14 protein-coding genes are annotated in these 15,180 nt (G+C 62.4%); 11 read left to right on the top strand and 3 right to left on the bottom strand.

All coding sequences use genetic code 11. The features are described from left to right. Positions 1-118 precede the first annotated feature (118 nt). The 3 genes from ACSQ9E_RS22045 to ACSQ9E_RS22035 all read left to right on the top strand — a co-directional run bounded on the left by ACSQ9E_RS22045 (position 119) and on the right by ACSQ9E_RS22035 (position 2,658). Positions 119-910, top strand: a complete 792-nt coding sequence (locus ACSQ9E_RS22045) for an SDR family NAD(P)-dependent oxidoreductase (protein WP_057201340.1) — start codon at positions 119-121, stop codon at positions 908-910. Between the two features lie 14 nt (positions 911-924). After that, positions 925-1,479, top strand: coding sequence for a low affinity iron permease family protein (locus ACSQ9E_RS22040; protein WP_057201339.1), 555 nt, complete (start codon positions 925-927; stop codon positions 1,477-1,479). Positions 1,480-1,632: 153 nt separating this feature from the next. Then, positions 1,633-2,658: a hypothetical protein gene (locus tag ACSQ9E_RS22035; RefSeq protein ID WP_436219192.1), complete on the top strand. Its 1,026-nt coding sequence runs from the start codon at positions 1,633-1,635 to the stop codon at positions 2,656-2,658. Positions 2,659-3,207: 549 nt separating this feature from the next. On the opposite strand, the gene ACSQ9E_RS22030 is transcribed toward ACSQ9E_RS22035, so the two are convergent. Next, positions 3,208-4,575, bottom strand: coding sequence for a cation:proton antiporter (locus tag ACSQ9E_RS22030; protein ID WP_057201337.1), 1,368 nt, complete (start codon positions 4,573-4,575; stop codon positions 3,208-3,210). A 506-nt stretch (positions 4,576-5,081) separates the two neighbouring features. Here ACSQ9E_RS22030 and ACSQ9E_RS22025 point away from each other — a divergent pair. Continuing rightward, complete coding sequence (locus ACSQ9E_RS22025) at positions 5,082-7,070, top strand: response regulator (protein ID WP_436219191.1); 1,989 nt, start codon at positions 5,082-5,084, stop codon at positions 7,068-7,070. A gap of 97 nt (positions 7,071-7,167) precedes the next feature. Here the strand turns inward: ACSQ9E_RS22025 and ACSQ9E_RS22020 are convergent, their stop codons facing one another. Next, positions 7,168-7,776 carry a histidine kinase dimerization/phospho-acceptor domain-containing protein gene (locus ACSQ9E_RS22020; protein WP_057201335.1) on the bottom strand — a complete coding sequence of 203 codons (609 nt, stop codon included), beginning with the start codon at positions 7,774-7,776 and terminating at the stop codon, positions 7,168-7,170. Between the two features lie 186 nt (positions 7,777-7,962). Here ACSQ9E_RS22020 and ACSQ9E_RS22015 point away from each other — a divergent pair, with 186 nt between their 5' ends. From ACSQ9E_RS22015 to ACSQ9E_RS21985, 7 genes are all read left to right on the top strand, one after another. After that, positions 7,963-8,859, top strand: a complete 897-nt coding sequence (locus tag ACSQ9E_RS22015; RefSeq protein ID WP_057201389.1) for a Ku protein — start codon at positions 7,963-7,965, stop codon at positions 8,857-8,859. Positions 8,860-8,892: 33 nt separating this feature from the next. Beyond that, on the top strand, positions 8,893-9,075 hold the full coding sequence (locus tag ACSQ9E_RS22010) for a DUF3606 domain-containing protein (protein ID WP_057201334.1): 183 nt from the start codon (positions 8,893-8,895) through the stop codon (positions 9,073-9,075). 7 nt (positions 9,076-9,082) lie between these two features. Further along, a complete protein-coding gene (gene ligD / locus ACSQ9E_RS22005; RefSeq protein ID WP_436219190.1) occupies positions 9,083-12,526 on the top strand; it encodes a DNA ligase D in 3,444 nt (1,147 codons plus the stop codon). Next, positions 12,523-12,954: a GFA family protein gene (locus tag ACSQ9E_RS22000; RefSeq protein ID WP_082604094.1), complete on the top strand. Its 432-nt coding sequence runs from the start codon at positions 12,523-12,525 to the stop codon at positions 12,952-12,954. The genes ligD and ACSQ9E_RS22000 overlap by 4 nt, the downstream gene beginning before the upstream one ends. A gap of 518 nt (positions 12,955-13,472) precedes the next feature. Further along, entirely contained in the window at positions 13,473-13,721 is a 249-nt protein-coding gene (locus ACSQ9E_RS21995) for a hypothetical protein (protein WP_157412427.1), read from the top strand. Between the two features lie 40 nt (positions 13,722-13,761). Further along, complete coding sequence (locus ACSQ9E_RS21990; protein WP_082604093.1) at positions 13,762-14,439, top strand: glycosyltransferase; 678 nt, start codon at positions 13,762-13,764, stop codon at positions 14,437-14,439. A gap of 21 nt (positions 14,440-14,460) precedes the next feature. Continuing rightward, the gene (locus ACSQ9E_RS21985; protein ID WP_057201332.1) at positions 14,461-14,712 is read left to right on the top strand and encodes a hypothetical protein; all 252 of its coding nucleotides are present in this window, start codon (positions 14,461-14,463) and stop codon (positions 14,710-14,712) included. Positions 14,713-14,848: 136 nt separating this feature from the next. Here ACSQ9E_RS21985 and ACSQ9E_RS21980 read toward each other — a convergent pair whose 3' ends face one another. Then, on the bottom strand, positions 14,849-15,004 hold the full coding sequence (locus ACSQ9E_RS21980; protein ID WP_157412426.1) for a hypothetical protein: 156 nt from the start codon (positions 15,002-15,004) through the stop codon (positions 14,849-14,851). Positions 15,005-15,180 lie beyond the last annotated feature (176 nt).

Raw genomic sequence — 15,180 nt, 5'->3', positions numbered from 1 at the left:
CTCTTTGCACTTCCAGATCATCGCGCCACGTAGGACTCCGCACCCTGTGCGTTGGGCTGGTTCCTGACGAGCCGTGCAAGGGCGCAATTCCACAATGGCTCGTTTCAGGAGTCGTACTATGTCCAACCCCTATCGCCCCCTTGCCGTCGTCACTGGAGCCTCCTCCGGCATCGGTTTCCACCTGGCCCGCAACTGTGCCGAGAACGGCTTCGACCTGGTGATTGCAGCGGACCAGGCGCTGGACCAGGCGGCCAGCGACCTGCGCATGCTGGGGGCCAACGTCGAGGTGGTGCAGGCCGAGCTCGCCAGCCGCCAGGGTGTGGACGCGCTGGTCGAGGCCATCGCCGGACGCCCGGTGGATGCACTGCTGGCCAATGCCGGGCATGGACTGGGCAAGGGCTTTCTGGAGCAGGATTTTGCCGATGTGCAGCATGTCATCGACACCAACATCACCGGCACCCTGTACCTGCTGCACAGGATCGGGCACCCGATGCGCCGGCGCGGCAAGGGGCGCATACTCATCACCGGATCCATCGCCGGCTTCATGCCAGGCAGCTTCCAGGCCGTCTACAACGGCACCAAGGCCTTCATCGACTCGTTCGCCGCGGCACTGCGCAACGAGCTCAAGGACTCCGGCGTCACGGTCACCTGCCTGATGCCGGGCGCCACCGACACCGAATTCTTCGCCCGCGCCGACATGCTGGACACCCAGGTGGGCGCCGATGATGGCAAGGCCGACCCGGCGGATGTGGCCAAGGTCGGCTTTACGGCCATGATGGACGGCGAGGCCGACGTGGTGCACGGACTCAAGAACAAGCTGCAGGCCATCATGGCCAAAGTCACGCCCTCCCAGGTGCTGGCCGAGCAGCACCGCAAGATGGCCGAGCCGGGTTCCGCGCTCAAGGACTGAGGGGCAGGCATTCCATGAACCAGCAAGTCCTGACCCAGGGCGATGGCACCGATGCCCTGGGCTCGATGCCATCGACGAGCAGTCCCTCGTATGCGGACCGCTCGGCACTGCAGACGGCGTTCGACCATTTCGCCTCGCGCGTGACGCGCTGGGCGGGGTCGCCCGGCATCTTCTGCGCGGCGCTGATCACCGTGGCGCTGTGGGCGGCGGCCGGGCCCATTTTCCACTTCTCGGAGAACTGGCAACTGGTGATCAACACCGGCACCACCATCGTCACCTTCCTGATGGTGTTTTTGATCCAGCAGAGCCAGAACAAGGACAGTGTGGCCATCCACCTCAAGCTCAACGAGCTGCTGGCGGCCAACCGCGAGGCGAGCAACCGCATGATCGGCATCGAGGACCTGGACGAACAGGACCTGCGCGACGTGGCCAGCTTCTATGTGCGTCTGGCCGAGCGCGCCAAGGTCGCTGGCTCCAACAAGGAGGTGCACTCCATCGACGAGGAGGGCATGCCGGCCTCGCAGGCCGACAGGGCGCAGGGTGGCCCCCGCACACAGATGGGGCAATGAGCCAGGGCAAGGCGCGCTGTAGCAGCCTGAAACGCCGGTATCCAACCGATTCCATTCACAGGCGTTTTGCCTACATGGGTACGCACCAAAACGGAACACCTCGCGCGTTGCCCGCTGCCTACCCTAGGGGCATCTCAACAGGAGGCAAAAGCCATGACCACCACCGCCTATGAACCGGGCTCCGACCGACTGGTCGCACAACCACTGGAGGGCGAAGTTTCTTTGCGAGACGCAAGCGGCGTGAGCTGGGCAGCCATCCTCGCGGGGGCTGCGGGCGCCGCATCGCTGTCTCTCATCCTGCTGGTACTGGGCACCGGGCTCGGGCTGTCGTCGGTATCACCGTGGGCGCAGTCAGGCATCGCCGCCACCACCTTCGGTATCTCCACCATCCTGTGGATCACGCTCACGCAGATCGCTGCGTCAGGCATGGGCGGCTACCTGGCGGGGCGGCTGCGCGTCAAGTGGCTGGGGGTGCACACCGACGAAACCTATTTCCGCGATACGGCCCACGGCTTTCTGGCCTGGTCCGTGGCCACGCTGGTGACGGCGGCCATGCTGACCTCGGCCATCGGCGCCATCGTGGGCAGCGGGGTGCAGGCGGGTGGGGCCGTGGCGGGTGGCGCAGCCACCACCGCAGCCGCTGCCGGTACGGGGGCCGCCGCTGCAGCTGCCGGTACGGGGGCCGCCGCTGCAGCTGCCGGCCAGGCATCGCAAAGCGACTCGTCGCCGAGCTACCTGGTGGACTCGCTGTTCCGCAAGACCGTGGCGGCGGCCGGTCCGGCTGCAGCCGCATCGGCACCCATTGCAGCGGACGCTACCGCCGCGCCGGCCGCGTCGAGCCCGCAATCTGCATCCACCTCCACCGCCGAAGTGGCGCGCATCTTCGCCAACAGCCTGAGCGCTGGTGCCCCACTGCCCGCAGATGACGTGAAGTATGTCGCCCAGGTAGTGGCCCAGCGCACAGGGATCTCGCAGCAGGACGCTGAAAAGCGCGTGACGGAAACCTACACCAAGGCCCAGGCCAAGCTGGCCGAGGCCAAGGCCAAGGCCACCGAAGCGGCAGACACGGCGCGCAAGGCCTCTGCCTACGGTGCTCTGTGGCTCTTCGTGTCCCTGCTGGTCGGCGCCTTCGTCGCCAGCTTCGCGGCCACCTTCGGCGGTCGCCACCGCGACCTGTAATCCCCGCAATCAACCAACCCCCAAGGAGTTTCCCATGCGCTCTCTGCTCTTGTTGTTCCTCGGTGTCCCCATTCCGATCATCATCCTGATCGCGATCTTCCTTCGCTGACCAGCAAGAGAGCCTTCGGGCTCTCTCCTTTTCTGGCGAAGGTGCCGCTCCTGCAGCATAACGACGTTGATGCGTGTGACAGCGCTGTATCCGCCGCCTCGCCGTGAGCGGTGGGTAATTGGGGCTTTGGTTCCCATGAACGGTCTCAGCCACATCGTCTCTGCAAGAGTGTGGCCGGCTGCAGCATGAAAGACTTCAAGATCCGCTCTCATGAACGAGCATTGCGCCTATCCATCTCACGGACATGATCAAGACGCTTTGGACTTGCGTGTTCCTGTAAAAGGTGAACCCTCATACCAGGATCTTCTACAAGCACGCAGTGACCGAAAACCTTCTCCGGCATCCCGCACTGAAGCATCGCCTCAAGGGGCCGCTGGTCTGCTTGGCTGATTGCGCCAAATTGGTCGAGCACGATTCAGAACGCACCACCGACCCAGCCCTCACTCCTGCACCGCACGTTTTGCCTCCTTGCGCTTCTCATAACCCCGCATCAGTGGCGTGACCGAGACCCCGTGCAACAACATCGATACCACGATCACCGCCAGCGTGATAGCCAGCAGCCGCTGGGCGATGACGGGGTGCAGGTCGTGGGTGATCGCGTACATCAGGTAGTACACCGAGCCGATGCCGCGGATGCCGAACCAGGCGATCAGCCGGCGCTGTGAGCGCCGCATCCGCACGCCCACCAGCCCGGCGTAGACCGACAGCGGCCGAATCACGAACAGCAGCAGCGGCACAAACCACAGCACTTCGGCGCCAAAGTCCACCACGGCGAGCAAAGCACCGACCACCAGCACCACAGCCACTTCGGCAAGGCGTTCGAGCTGGGAGTTGAAACGCGCCACCGACTCCATCAGGTAAGTGGGCAACTCTTCGATGGGCGGCGTCTCTGGCGAGCGCTCGGCGGCCTGCGCATCGTCTTTGGCCTTTTGCTCCTTCTTGGCAGGCTTGGCGTTTTCAACAAGCCCCGGCGCCACCTCTGCCACCGGCTGCGCGGCCACGCGCCGCAGCGCTAGCCCCGCCGCAAACACGGCCAAAAAGCCGTACGCGTGGCACAGCATCGCCACCCCGTAGGCCAGCCCGATGAGGCCCAGCACCATGAACTCATCCGGCCCCAGCGCCTCGCGCCGACGGATGCGCAGGTACAGGATGGCGCGGCCCACGACGGCGCCCAGCGCAAAGCCGATGCCCACGCCGCCCACCACGGCCCAGAGCACGTCCACCGTCCACCAGCGCCAGCCGCCGTCGCCCAGGTCGTGCAGCGACAGCATCCCCAGGCCTAGCATCACTATGGGAAAGGCCGTTCCATCGTTCAGCCCTCCCTCGCCCGTCAGACCAAAACGCAGTCGGTCGCGGTCTTGCGGGTCTGAGACCTGTACGTCCGACGCCAGCACCGGATCGGTGGGCGCCAAAATCCCGCCCAGCAGTACGGCAGCGCCCAGCGGCAAGTTCAACAGCCACACGCCAACGGCCGTAATCGCTCCCACGGTGATCAGCATCGACACCGTGGCCAGCTGCAGCGGAATGCGCCAGCGCGCGTCGCGCAGCGGCAGCTCCAGCTTTAGGCCCACAGTAAACAGCGAGATCAGCACTGCGACTTCGGTCAGGCGCTCGATCAGCCCCGCGTCCTTGATCGGATCGAGCGTGAGCAGCTCCAAGCCCCAGGGGCCGATGCACACGCCCACGCCCAAGTACAGGATGGCCGAGCTGAGCGGAACGCGCGCGATGAAGGAACTGGTCAGCGTCATCACCACGAGCAGAAGACCCACCAGCGCAAAGCTAAGGGCGGGGAGCAGTACTTCGTTCATTGGCTGCACGCAGCCTGTGGGCCGGCACCGAGGGCCTTGAAAAGCGGGCTGCGGAGTCCGGCGGGAACGTAAAGGGCGACACAGTCGCTCCAGCTCGCTGCCGCGACGTGGGGATTGTGTGGGTTCGGGGTTGAGTGCATATGCAAGATTGAAAGCCGTACAGCCCCATGGATGCCAGCGTGGGTCGCACTTGCATGTCAGAACGCGCCGCGAATTAGGCGTGCTGTAGCCGGATGCCAAGATCCGGTATTTTCCTGGCAAGTTACAGGGTCGCGCACGATCTCTTACCACGAAGGCTCTGCGCTCGTAAACTCCTGCGTAGGGCTCCATACCCCGTATGAAGCCTACACGCGTGTGCGGCGATGGACCACAACAGTGCGAGGGGTTCAGCTCAGGTTTGAAACGCTCTAGCTGGTGAAGACTACTGTTGGCGAGTCTCCACATTTCATGCGTCCACTGCTTATACCGTGTCGAATATCCATTTACCTCTCACGCCACGCCAGTAAATGCGGCAGCGGATCGACGAGTTTGACTGGTCGGCGACTCCGCTGGGGCCGTATGCCTCCTGGTCTCCAGTTCTTGTTGCCATGCTGGAGTTAGTGCTCAGTTCCCGCCAACCCATGTTTCTGGCCTGGGGGCAAGAACAGACATGGATCCACAACGATGCGTTCATCTCGATAGCCGGCAGCAAACACCCACGGGCTTTGGGTATGCCTGCGCGGAAGGTCTGGGCTGAAGCCTGGGCAGACCTGGGCCCGCACTTCGAGCGTGTGCTTGTAGGTGAGTCAATTGCGCTCAGGGGATTCCATGTGGGGCTTGACCGCCAGGGCACGGTGGAAAACGCGGTGTTCGATTTTTCATACACCCCGGTGCGCTCTGAAGCGGGCGGGGCAGTGGCCGGGCTCTTCGGCGTTTGCATCGAAACCACCGCACAAGAGGAGTCGCAAAAACGGCAGCTCGCTATGGCCGACCGGGAGCGAACACGAATCCTGGATATGAGCCGCGATCTTTTCGCGGTGGCTTCATTTGAGGGACGGCTGCTGTCCATCAATCCGTCGTGGAGCCGCCAACTCGGGCGTTCTGAGGCTGAGCTTTTGGCGACGCCGTTCGCTCAAATCATCCATCCTGACGATCTGCAGGAGACCGCTAGCGTCATTGAAGCACTGGTGGCAGGTCGCCCTGTCCACCATTTCAAAGTTCGCTTGCTCAAGGCCGACGGTGTCCCCATCTCCTATGCTTGGTCGGCAGTGCCGGAGTTGGATCCACCGAACGGCACTTTCTATACCGTAGGTCGCGACATTACCGATGAGCGAGCTGCTCTGGCCGAACTTCTAGCTGCCCGGGATGCCCTGCGACAATCTCAAAAAATGGAGGCCGTGGGGCAGCTTACTGGTGGCATCGCCCATGACTTCAACAATTTGCTAGGCGGCGTCAGCGCAAGCTTGCAGGTTTTGCAGAAGCGCCTGGATGCGGGCAAGTTGGATGACGCCCGGCGTTACATCGACCTTGGGATGAAGTCCGTAAGAAAAGCTGCATCGCTCACCCAGCGGCTGCTCGCCTTTTCAAGGCGACAGACCCTCGATCCGAAGCCCATCTACATCAACCAACTCGTCTCCGGCGTAGTCGAGATGATTCAAAGGACTCTGGGACCAGCCCTCGAAGTGGAAACCCACTTTGCGGCAGAGGCATGGGCGTCGATGATCGACGCGTCGCAGCTGGAAAACTCACTGCTGAATCTGTGCATCAATGCACGTGATGCCATGCCAGACGGTGGGCGTTTGCTCATAAAGACATCAAACGAGGTGCTCGATTCGCGACGTGCCCGCGAGCTCGATCTCCAGGCAGGGAGCTACGTAGGCTTGCAGGTGCGTGACACGGGATACGGCATGGATGCAGATGTGAAGACACGTGCGTTCGATCCGTTCTTCACCACCAAGCCGCTGGGACAGGGTACAGGCTTGGGACTTTCAATGGTGTATGGGTTCGTCCGCCAATCGGGTGGACAGGTCGTGATCGAATCGGAGGTGGGTGTAGGCACTACGGTATCTATCTACCTGCCCAGGTACAGGGGCGCGGTTGAAGCGGATGAAGAAGACATACCTGTCGAGCTAATGGTACAAAGCTCGGGAGAAATGGTACTCGTGGTCGAGGACGAGCCGACGATCCGGACGCTGGTGCTGGAAACACTCAAGGACGCTGGATACAACGCCCTGGGTGCGCAGGATGGCACCGAAGGCTTGCACATATTCAAATCGGTGGCGGGAATACAGTTGCTGGTGACCGACGTCGGTCTGCCGGGAGGAATGAATGGGCGTCAGGTCGCTGACATGGCACGCACCACGCGGCCCGATCTGCCCATACTGTTCATCACCGGCTATGCGGACAAGGCGACAGTGGGAAATGGCCTGCTTCCGCAAGGCATGGAGGTGATGACCAAGCCTTTCGAGTTGGAGACGCTCGTTGGCAAGGTGCGCGAGATGCTTGATCTGAAGTAGCGAACGCCAAGGCGGACTTCTGGCAACCCAGTGGCGCTGCTACGTTGCGCGGCGGTTTGCCCCAGGTGCAACGGATCAACACACACCCGCCGCGGGGTTACCCTTTGCCTAGGCGATGGGTTGTGAACTCCATGAGGTCATCAAGCAGAGCCTTCATCTGGGCCACGCTGCGAAGGACGACCGGCGCGTGGCGTACGTCGCCCGGCCACTTGCGCAGCTCCACCGTGGCTGCGCCCGCTATCGTGCTGAGGGGCCCCCGTAGGTCATGCCCCAGTACTCCCAGGAAAAGGTCGCGTGCCTTGTTCAGTTCTGCAATGAACACTTCGACGGACTCAGCAAGTGCCTGGTCAACTGCCTCATCGAACCGAATCACCTCGTCTATATCCTGCAGCTGCGCCCCTCGGCCCGATGCGCGCCAGAGCCTCAAAACCGTGGCCCTCAGTGCACGGTATTCAGCCACCATCTGACCCACTTCGAACCCCTGTCGCTCACGCTGCCGTGCATGGCTTCGAGAGGGCACTCCCGCCGAGGTGGAGGCCAGTTGGCTCTTTCCTTCAGACTTTCTGCGCCGTTCTTCCTCATCCTGAGGCAATTCCATGTTGCGCACCAGCTCTTCCAGGATTTTCTTGCCGTGGTCTTCCAGCCCGACATCGTCAAGGTCCTGCGCAGCGGGGCAACTGATTGCGCGCAAAATCGATCCACGCATTCAGGATGGCGGTGTGGTTCTCGGTGATAAATTCTGCAAGTCGCATAACGCGTTGTCCCTGGCTACACCTAACCGATAGATGGTGCGATGGCCTACGAAACGCGTGAGAAAGCACCTACGTGGGCAAATAGGGGCGGATCGCAAAATTTTGACCACCCGGGATCCCCGCGCGTGGAGAAGATCAGCATGGCAACTGGAAGCCGCACCCTCTGGAAAGGTGCCATCACCTTCGGTCTCGTCCACATCCCGGTGGGCCTGCACACAGCCGCCACCAGCGAGGGCGTGGACTTCGACTGGCTGGACAAGCGCACCATGGATCCGGTTGGCTACAAGCGCATCAACAAGCGAACGGGCAAGGAAATCGACAAGGACAACATCGTCAAGGGCGTGGAATACGAGAACGGCAAGTACGTCATCATCAGCCCCGAAGAAGTCGAAGCGGTGTTCCCCAAGACCACGCAGACGATTGAGATCGAGCGCTTCATCGACGCCAACGAGATGCCTTTCATCTTCCTGGAGCGGCCGTACTTCGTGGCGCCGGTCAACAAGAGCGACAAGGTATATGCGCTGCTGCGTGAGACGCTGATCTCCACCGGCAAGATCGGCCTGGCCAAAGTCGTCATCGCCACGAAGCAGCACCTGGCCGCGCTGGTGCCTTCGGGCCCGGCACTCGTACTCAATCTGCTGCGCTGGGGCGACGAGGTCAAGGGCCTCGACTCCCTGGAACTGCCGCCTGCCGGCGCAAAGAGCGTGAGTGCCGCCGACCTCAAGATGGCCAAGCAACTCGTCGCCGAGATGTCCGGCAAATGGCACCCCGACGACTTCAGGGACGAGTTCCGCATCCAGGTGATGAAGCTCGTCGAGAAGAAGGCCAAGGCCGGGGAAGGCAAGACCGTGGTGGAGCCCGAAGAGGAAGCGCCACAGTCTGGTGGCGAGGTGATCGACCTGACCGCGCTGCTCAAGCGCAGCCTGAAGGGCGGCGCCAAGGAAGATGCGAAGTCCCCTGCCAAGAAGGCCCCCGCGAAGAAAGCAGCTGCCAAGAAGGCACCAGCGAAAGCCGCCCCTCAAAGAAAAGCCGCCTGACGGCCAGAGATCACCAACCCAAAGGAGACGACCATGTCCGATGACAAGACAAAGACCGGGGGCCAGGACCGCACCCGCATCAGCCTGAGCGAAGACTACGAAGTGCGCGACTGGGCCAAGAAGTTCGGTGTGACCGCCGACGAGCTCAAGGCCGCGGTGAAGGCTGTGGGCAACGACGCCAAGGCAGTCGAAGCGCACCTGAAGGGCAGCCGGTGAGCATGCGGTGCGCGTTGCGACCTGGAACATCAACCACGTCAACAAGCGCATAGACCTGCTTGTCGATTGGCTGCGGCGCACGCAGCCAGACGTGGTGGCGCTACAGGAACTCAAATGCCCCACAGCGCAGTTCCCCACCGCAGCCATCGAAGCGGCGGGTTACAGCGCCGTGGTGGTGGGCCAACGCGCCTGGAACGGTGTGGCCCTGCTGTCTCGCGGGCAGGAGCCCTTGCCGGTGATCACCACACTGCCCGGCGACACGGCGGACAAGGAGGCACGCTACTTAGAAGCCGCCATCAACGGCGTACTCTACGCCTGCCTGTACCTCCCCAACGGCAACCCGCAGCCCGGCCCCAAATTCGACTACAAGTTGCGCTGGTTCGAGCGCCTGCGGCTGCGCACGCAGGAGCTGTGGAATTGTGGCTACCCCGTGGTGCTGCTGGGTGACTGGAACGTTGTGCCGACCGATGCCGACATCTACAAGCCCGACACCTGGCGCGACAACGCGCTGCTGCAGCCAGAGCCTCGTGCGGTATACGCCTCCATCTTGGCCCAGGGCTGGACCGATGCCCTCGCACAGGTGCACAAGAAGGGGGTGCCCTTCACCTTCTGGGACTATCGCCGCAAGCGCTGGGAGCGGAATGCCGGCCTGCGCATCGACCATATCCTGGCAGGGCCAATGCTCAAGGTGGTGGACGCCGGTGTAGACCGCGACGAACGTGGTCGGGAAGGCGCCAGCGACCACGCCCCCGTGTGGGCTGAACTGGCGGTGCAGAAGAAGGCTCCCGCACGCCGCAAGACCTTAGCGGCAGCCAGCCCGGCGCCAGCGAAGATGTCAAAGGCCCCGCCGGCATCGGCGCCGGACACCCCCCTCGCCAAATACAACGCGAAGCGCGACTTCAGCAAGACCGCAGAGCCTGCAGGTGTGCACAAGCCCACTAGGCGCGGCAAGAAGGCAGTCCCATCGGATGCGCTGCACTTCGTCATCCAGAAGCACTGGGCCTCGCGCCTGCACTACGACTTCCGGCTGGAGCTCGATGGCGTCATGGTCAGTTGGGCCGTGCCTAAGGGGCCATCGTACGATCCGGCCGCCAAGTCCATGGCGATCCACGTCGAAGACCACCCGATCGACTACAACACCTTTGAAGGCTCCATACCCAAGGGCGAGTACGGCGCGGGTAAGGTCATCGTATGGGACCGCGGCACATGGGATCCCGTGGGTGATCCGCGCGACGGCTTGGCCAAGGGCAAGGTGATGTTCAAGCTGCACGGCCAGAAGCTGGCCGGGTTGTGGGAGCTGGTGCGCATCTCCAAGCCCGGCGAGAAAAAGCAGGACCAGTGGATGCTGTTCAAGAAGCGCGGCGACGCATGGGCAAGGCCAGGCACCGAGTACGACGTGATCACCGCGCTGCCTGATAGCGTGGTGGACAAGCCCCTTGGATTGATCGAGGAGCGGGAGCCGAGGGAAGCTACAGCACCCCGGCGCAAAAGCGCAGCGGACACCGACACCGCACTCAAGGCGGCCCGAAAAGCCAAGCTGCCCGCCAAGCTTGCGCCTCAACTCGCCACTCTTGTGTCCTCCGTACCAGAAGGGGACTGGGTCATCGAGACCAAGTTCGACGGCTACCGTGTAATGGCCCGCATCGACGGCGACGACGACGACGTGCGCATCTTCACGCGCAACGGCAATGACTGGACCGACAGGCTGCGCCCCATCGCCGATGCTGTTGCCCAGCTGGGCCTGACCAGCGCCTGGCTGGATGGCGAAATTGCCGTGCTCAACGACGCCGGTATTCCGGACTTCAACCGCCTGCAGAACGCCATAGACAGCGCCCAGGTTACCGACATCGTGCTGTTTGTGTTCGACGTGCCCTTCCTCGGCGACATGGACCTGCGCGCTGTGCCGCTCGCAGCGAGAAGGGCCGTGCTCAAAGAGCTCTTTGACGAGCGTGAGAGCGATACCGTGCGCTTCAGCCAGTCGTTCGACGTGGCGCCTGTTCAGTTACTGGGAGCTGCCTGCCAAATGGGCTTGGAAGGCGTGATGGCCAAGCGCGCAGACGCACCCTATGTGTCAGGTCGCACCGATACCTGGGTCAAACTCAAATGCCAGCATCGTCAGGAATTCGTGGTGTTGGGCTTCACCGAACGCGCAAACGCCACCAAGGAGGTGGGCAGCCTGCTCCTGGGGTACCACGATGACGGGCAGTTGCGCCATGCGGGTTCGGTTGGTACGGGCTGGGATTCGGCTGCGGGAAGGGAGCTGCACACCCGCCTGTCCAAACTGGAGGTGAAAACGCCGCCGGTGAGTGCGGCTGAGGTCAAGCCGGGACGCTGGTCCAAGCGCAGGGCCGGGAGCGAGAGGTGGGTGAGGCCGACCATGGTGGTGGAGGTCGCCTTCGGCGAGTGGACGCCCGACCAGCATATCCGCCATGCGGTCTTCCGAGGCATCCGCACGGACAAGCCAGCCAGCGAGATCGTTCGGGAGCGAGCCAAGGCGGCGCCCGCAAACGCAGGCTCCATCGCGGCCGCCACGCCAAAAACGAAGTCGAAGGCCAATAGCCTGAAGATCAGCAACCCGGAGCGTGTCATCGATCCCACGACCGGGCTGCGCAAGATCGACCTGGTGCGCTACTACGAGAGCATTGCCGAACGGATGCTGCCGCACTTGAAAAACCGGCCGGTGTCGCTGGTGCGCGCGCCCACCGGCATCACCGGAGAGTTGTTCTTCCAGAAGCATTCCGAAAGCAAGATGCCCGGCGTCAAGGACCTGGACCCTGCCCTGTGGCCTGAGCATGCAGCGTTGTTGGCGGTCGATTCAGCGCAAGGGCTGATCTCCGCGGCGCAGATGAATGCCGTGGAGTTTCACACCTGGAACTCGAAGATCGCGCGGATCAACCAGCCGAACCGGTTCATCCTCGACCTGGACCCGGGCGAAGGCGTGACTTGGCCCATGCTGCAGGAGGCGGCCGAACTCACGCGGGTGATGCTGACCGAGCTGGGGCTGGAGAGCTGGCTCAAGACCAGCGGGGGCAAAGGCCTGCACGTCGTGGTCCCTATCACCCCGAAGCTCGAGTTCGATGAGGTGAAGGCGTTCTCTCAGGCCGTGGTCAAGCACATGGCCAAGGTCATCCCGTCCAAGTTCGTGGCCGTCATGGGCGGCAAGAACAGGGTGGGCAAGATCTTCATCGACTACCTGCGCAACGGGCACGGGCAAACGACGGCGTGCGCGTTCTCGGCGCGGTCACGGCCAGGCATGGGTGTCTCAATGCCGGTGGCCTGGGAGCAGATCAGGGAGCTCAAGGGCGGGGCGCAGTGGACCATCGCGACCGCCCGTGAATACCTGAGCTTCCAGCAGGAGGACCCTTGGCTTGACTACTGGAAGAAGAAGCAGGCCATCACCCGCGCATCCCAGATCCTCAGTAAAACCATCCCCGACTTGAAACGATCATGACAAGCCCTTCATCGACATCGAAGATCCGCTCTGGCGGTTGCCATTGCGGCGAAGTGCGTTACGAGCTGCAGGGAGACGTGGCCAATGCCACTTTATGCCACTGCACGCTGTGCCGCGCGACAACGGGGGCGCCGGTGGTCGCCTGGTGCAGTGTTGAGGCGATGAATTTTCGGTTCACGCAAGGCTTCCCGCGCAACTACCGGTCAACGCCGCGTGGCATGCGCACCTTCTGCGCCAAGTGCCGCACACAACTGACTTTTCGTGAGGATGGGGAGACGTGCATTGACGTCACGACAGCCAGCTTGGACGATCCGAACGCAGAAGCCGTTTCCCCCCGAGACCAAACCTACGCGCGAAGCCAACTTTCCTGGATGGGTAGCGCGCATGCATTGCCTTACTTCAGCACCACAAGGCAACATGAACGATGAGCGAGATTCATCCAGTCCGACAGGCATTCAACTGCAGTCTCAATGCCTAGCCCGACGAAAGGCTGTACCGAGGAACGATGCATCCGGGTCCGCGAGCTCCGGCGTTCCGGTCTGACGTTCAGAACCGACCGATGTGCTACTGCAAGGGTCGGGTCTGACAATTTTAATGACGCCCGCGAATTGGAGAACGAGCTGCGTCTGACGAACCTCTACGCGTGGAGATCCGATTTGCGGCGCTGGCCTGCTTGCGCCGCCGGGAGCTAATTTTGCTTGCCGGCTTCGTCCCCGTGGGCACGAATGGTGATCGGACTGGCCCTGCGCTGCGCAATGCGGCGCTGACGATACCCTCGCTACTCGCCCGCGGCACCTCACAACGCTGTTGATTGCAAATCTGCCCTTGAAGGGCAAGGCTGCTTTGCAGGCATGCGCCGCACCATGACATCTGCTGAAGGAGCCGTCCGACATGAAGCCCAGAAGGCAAACGTTAGCGTTGCTTCCATCACACGCAGGAGGCCGAAATGGCGACCGAACAGAACCATGCCACTACTTCTCGCAACTTGGCCGGCGAGTTTCCCCAACCTGTTTCGCCATGGGAGAACCGTGGGCTACTTTGGGCCGAAGTGGTGGCGACGGCAGCTTTTGCCACATGGCTGCTCATAGGTGGATTGGTTCCTGAGGAAATTGCCCGGGTTGAGGCGGGGGCCCGGGCGCAGACAGCGCCGTCAGCCATCTCGATTTCAGTCGCCGCAACCGAGGTGAAACCATGACCGGTTTTAACCGTTTGCTCGTAGCGCGAGGTGTCCGGCGATGATTGCGGTTGTCGTTCCCGCTCACAACGAAGAAGAACACATTGCGCAATGTCTGCGCTCCCTTACTGTGGCAGCTCTATGCCCCACCTTGGCGACCGAGCCGGTGATCGTCATAGTAGTGCTCGACGACTGCTCTGATGGCACTGCGCGCATTGCCCGAGGGTTCGCGCGTGTGCGGACCTTACAAAGTAGGGCTCGAAATGTTGGCGCGGCTCGTGCAATTGGAGCGCAAGCGGCACTGGCTGCAGGGGCGCGATGGCTTGCCTTCACCGATGCGGACAGCGAGGTAGCGCCCGATTGGATCAGTCAGCAGCTCGGGTTGCAGGCAGACGCCGTTTGTGGAACGGTCCAGGTGCGCGACTGGGGCGCTCACAGCGATGAGGTGCGCGCACGTTTCCAATCGTTTTACCAGGACTGCGATGGCCATCGACATATCCACGGCGCCAATCTAGGCATCACGGCCGACGCCTATCACCTGTCCGGCGGTTTCCTACCACTGGCCACGGGCGAGGATGTAGCCCTGGTACACCGCCTGCTGGAGCGGGGTCTGTCGATCGCGTGGACTGCCGCAGCGCGCGTGACCACCAGCTCTCGAAAGCATTTTCGGGCACCTGGAGGCTTTGGCGCCACGCTAATGCAACTGAGCGGTGCCCTGGTGACGCCGTCTGCATCCTGAACTTCGAGGGACATTTCAACCATGGATGACTGGCTTGACTGGGTACAGTGGCCCGCTTTCTTGGCATCGGTGCTGGCTGCATGGCTGGTCGGTTCCAACGACGCCAGTCGCCGCAACGTCGGGTTCTGGGTGTTCCTTGCGAGCAATGTCCTGTGGATGGCTTGGGGCCTTTATACCCATGCCATGGCGCTCATTGCGCTACAGGTGTGTCTGGCTTTCATGAACATCCGGGGACTGTTCAAAACCGAAGACAAAAAAGATGACGAGGGCTAGCCGCCACCTCCTGCCAACCTACCACGACATTCGGCCGCTGAGCGTGAGGAGTTCAGGGACGGTGCCTTGCGACGAAGGTTGCGGATGCAAAAGGGCTCAGTAAAATCAATGCCAGGCGCTTTACTCCATCCCTCGGCTACGCAGGTCTGTTCGGGCTGGGCGCAGAAAGCGCGGCGCGGCCATATCCGGTGATCTCGCGAACGATCGCTGAGCCCGCCTTGCCCACTTCGGGTAGATCTGCAACGACCATGTCGGCCGCTGCCAGCACCCTCAGCTTGTCGATTTGTGCCAAGTCGCTCACTTCCAGCGGGAGCGACCCGCGAGAGATTTCGCGCAAGTATTCCAGCGGCATACCATCACCCCCGAAGAGTTCTCAGGCATCGCATGGTAGCAAAAAGGACAATTCGAAAATGGCGATGAAATGCGCGCACGAGGGAGTGCCATCAGCCATGACGGGATTTGGAAGAA

The sequence above is a fragment of the Acidovorax sp. LjRoot118 genome (genome assembly GCF_964253575.1).
Classification (GTDB): Bacteria; Pseudomonadota; Gammaproteobacteria; order Burkholderiales; family Burkholderiaceae_C; genus Acidovorax.
Note: the sequence above shows the minus strand (reverse complement) of the source record. Positions and strands in the feature narration are given on the sequence as shown.

Bases quoted from the DNA above. Each gene is read 5' to 3' on its own strand.
- ACSQ9E_RS22045 (WP_057201340.1), top strand. From the start codon at position 119: ATGTCCAACCCCTATCGCCCCCTTGCCGTCGTCACTGGAGCCTCCTCC.
- ACSQ9E_RS22040 (WP_057201339.1), top strand. From the start codon at position 925: ATGAACCAGCAAGTCCTGACCCAGGGCGATGGCACCGATGCCCTGGGC.
- ACSQ9E_RS22035 (WP_436219192.1), top strand. From the start codon at position 1,633: ATGACCACCACCGCCTATGAACCGGGCTCCGACCGACTGGTCGCACAA.
- ACSQ9E_RS22030 (WP_057201337.1), bottom strand. From the start codon at position 4,575: ATGAACGAAGTACTGCTCCCCGCCCTTAGCTTTGCGCTGGTGGGTCTT.
- ACSQ9E_RS22025 (WP_436219191.1), top strand. From the start codon at position 5,082: ATGCGGCAGCGGATCGACGAGTTTGACTGGTCGGCGACTCCGCTGGGG.
- ACSQ9E_RS22020 (WP_057201335.1), bottom strand. From the start codon at position 7,776: ATGCGTGGATCGATTTTGCGCGCAATCAGTTGCCCCGCTGCGCAGGAC.
- ACSQ9E_RS22015 (WP_057201389.1), top strand. From the start codon at position 7,963: ATGGCAACTGGAAGCCGCACCCTCTGGAAAGGTGCCATCACCTTCGGT.
- ACSQ9E_RS22010 (WP_057201334.1), top strand. From the start codon at position 8,893: ATGTCCGATGACAAGACAAAGACCGGGGGCCAGGACCGCACCCGCATC.
- ACSQ9E_RS22000 (WP_082604094.1), top strand. From the start codon at position 12,523: ATGACAAGCCCTTCATCGACATCGAAGATCCGCTCTGGCGGTTGCCAT.
- ACSQ9E_RS21995 (WP_157412427.1), top strand. From the start codon at position 13,473: ATGGCGACCGAACAGAACCATGCCACTACTTCTCGCAACTTGGCCGGC.
- ACSQ9E_RS21990 (WP_082604093.1), top strand. From the start codon at position 13,762: ATGATTGCGGTTGTCGTTCCCGCTCACAACGAAGAAGAACACATTGCG.
- ACSQ9E_RS21985 (WP_057201332.1), top strand. From the start codon at position 14,461: ATGGATGACTGGCTTGACTGGGTACAGTGGCCCGCTTTCTTGGCATCG.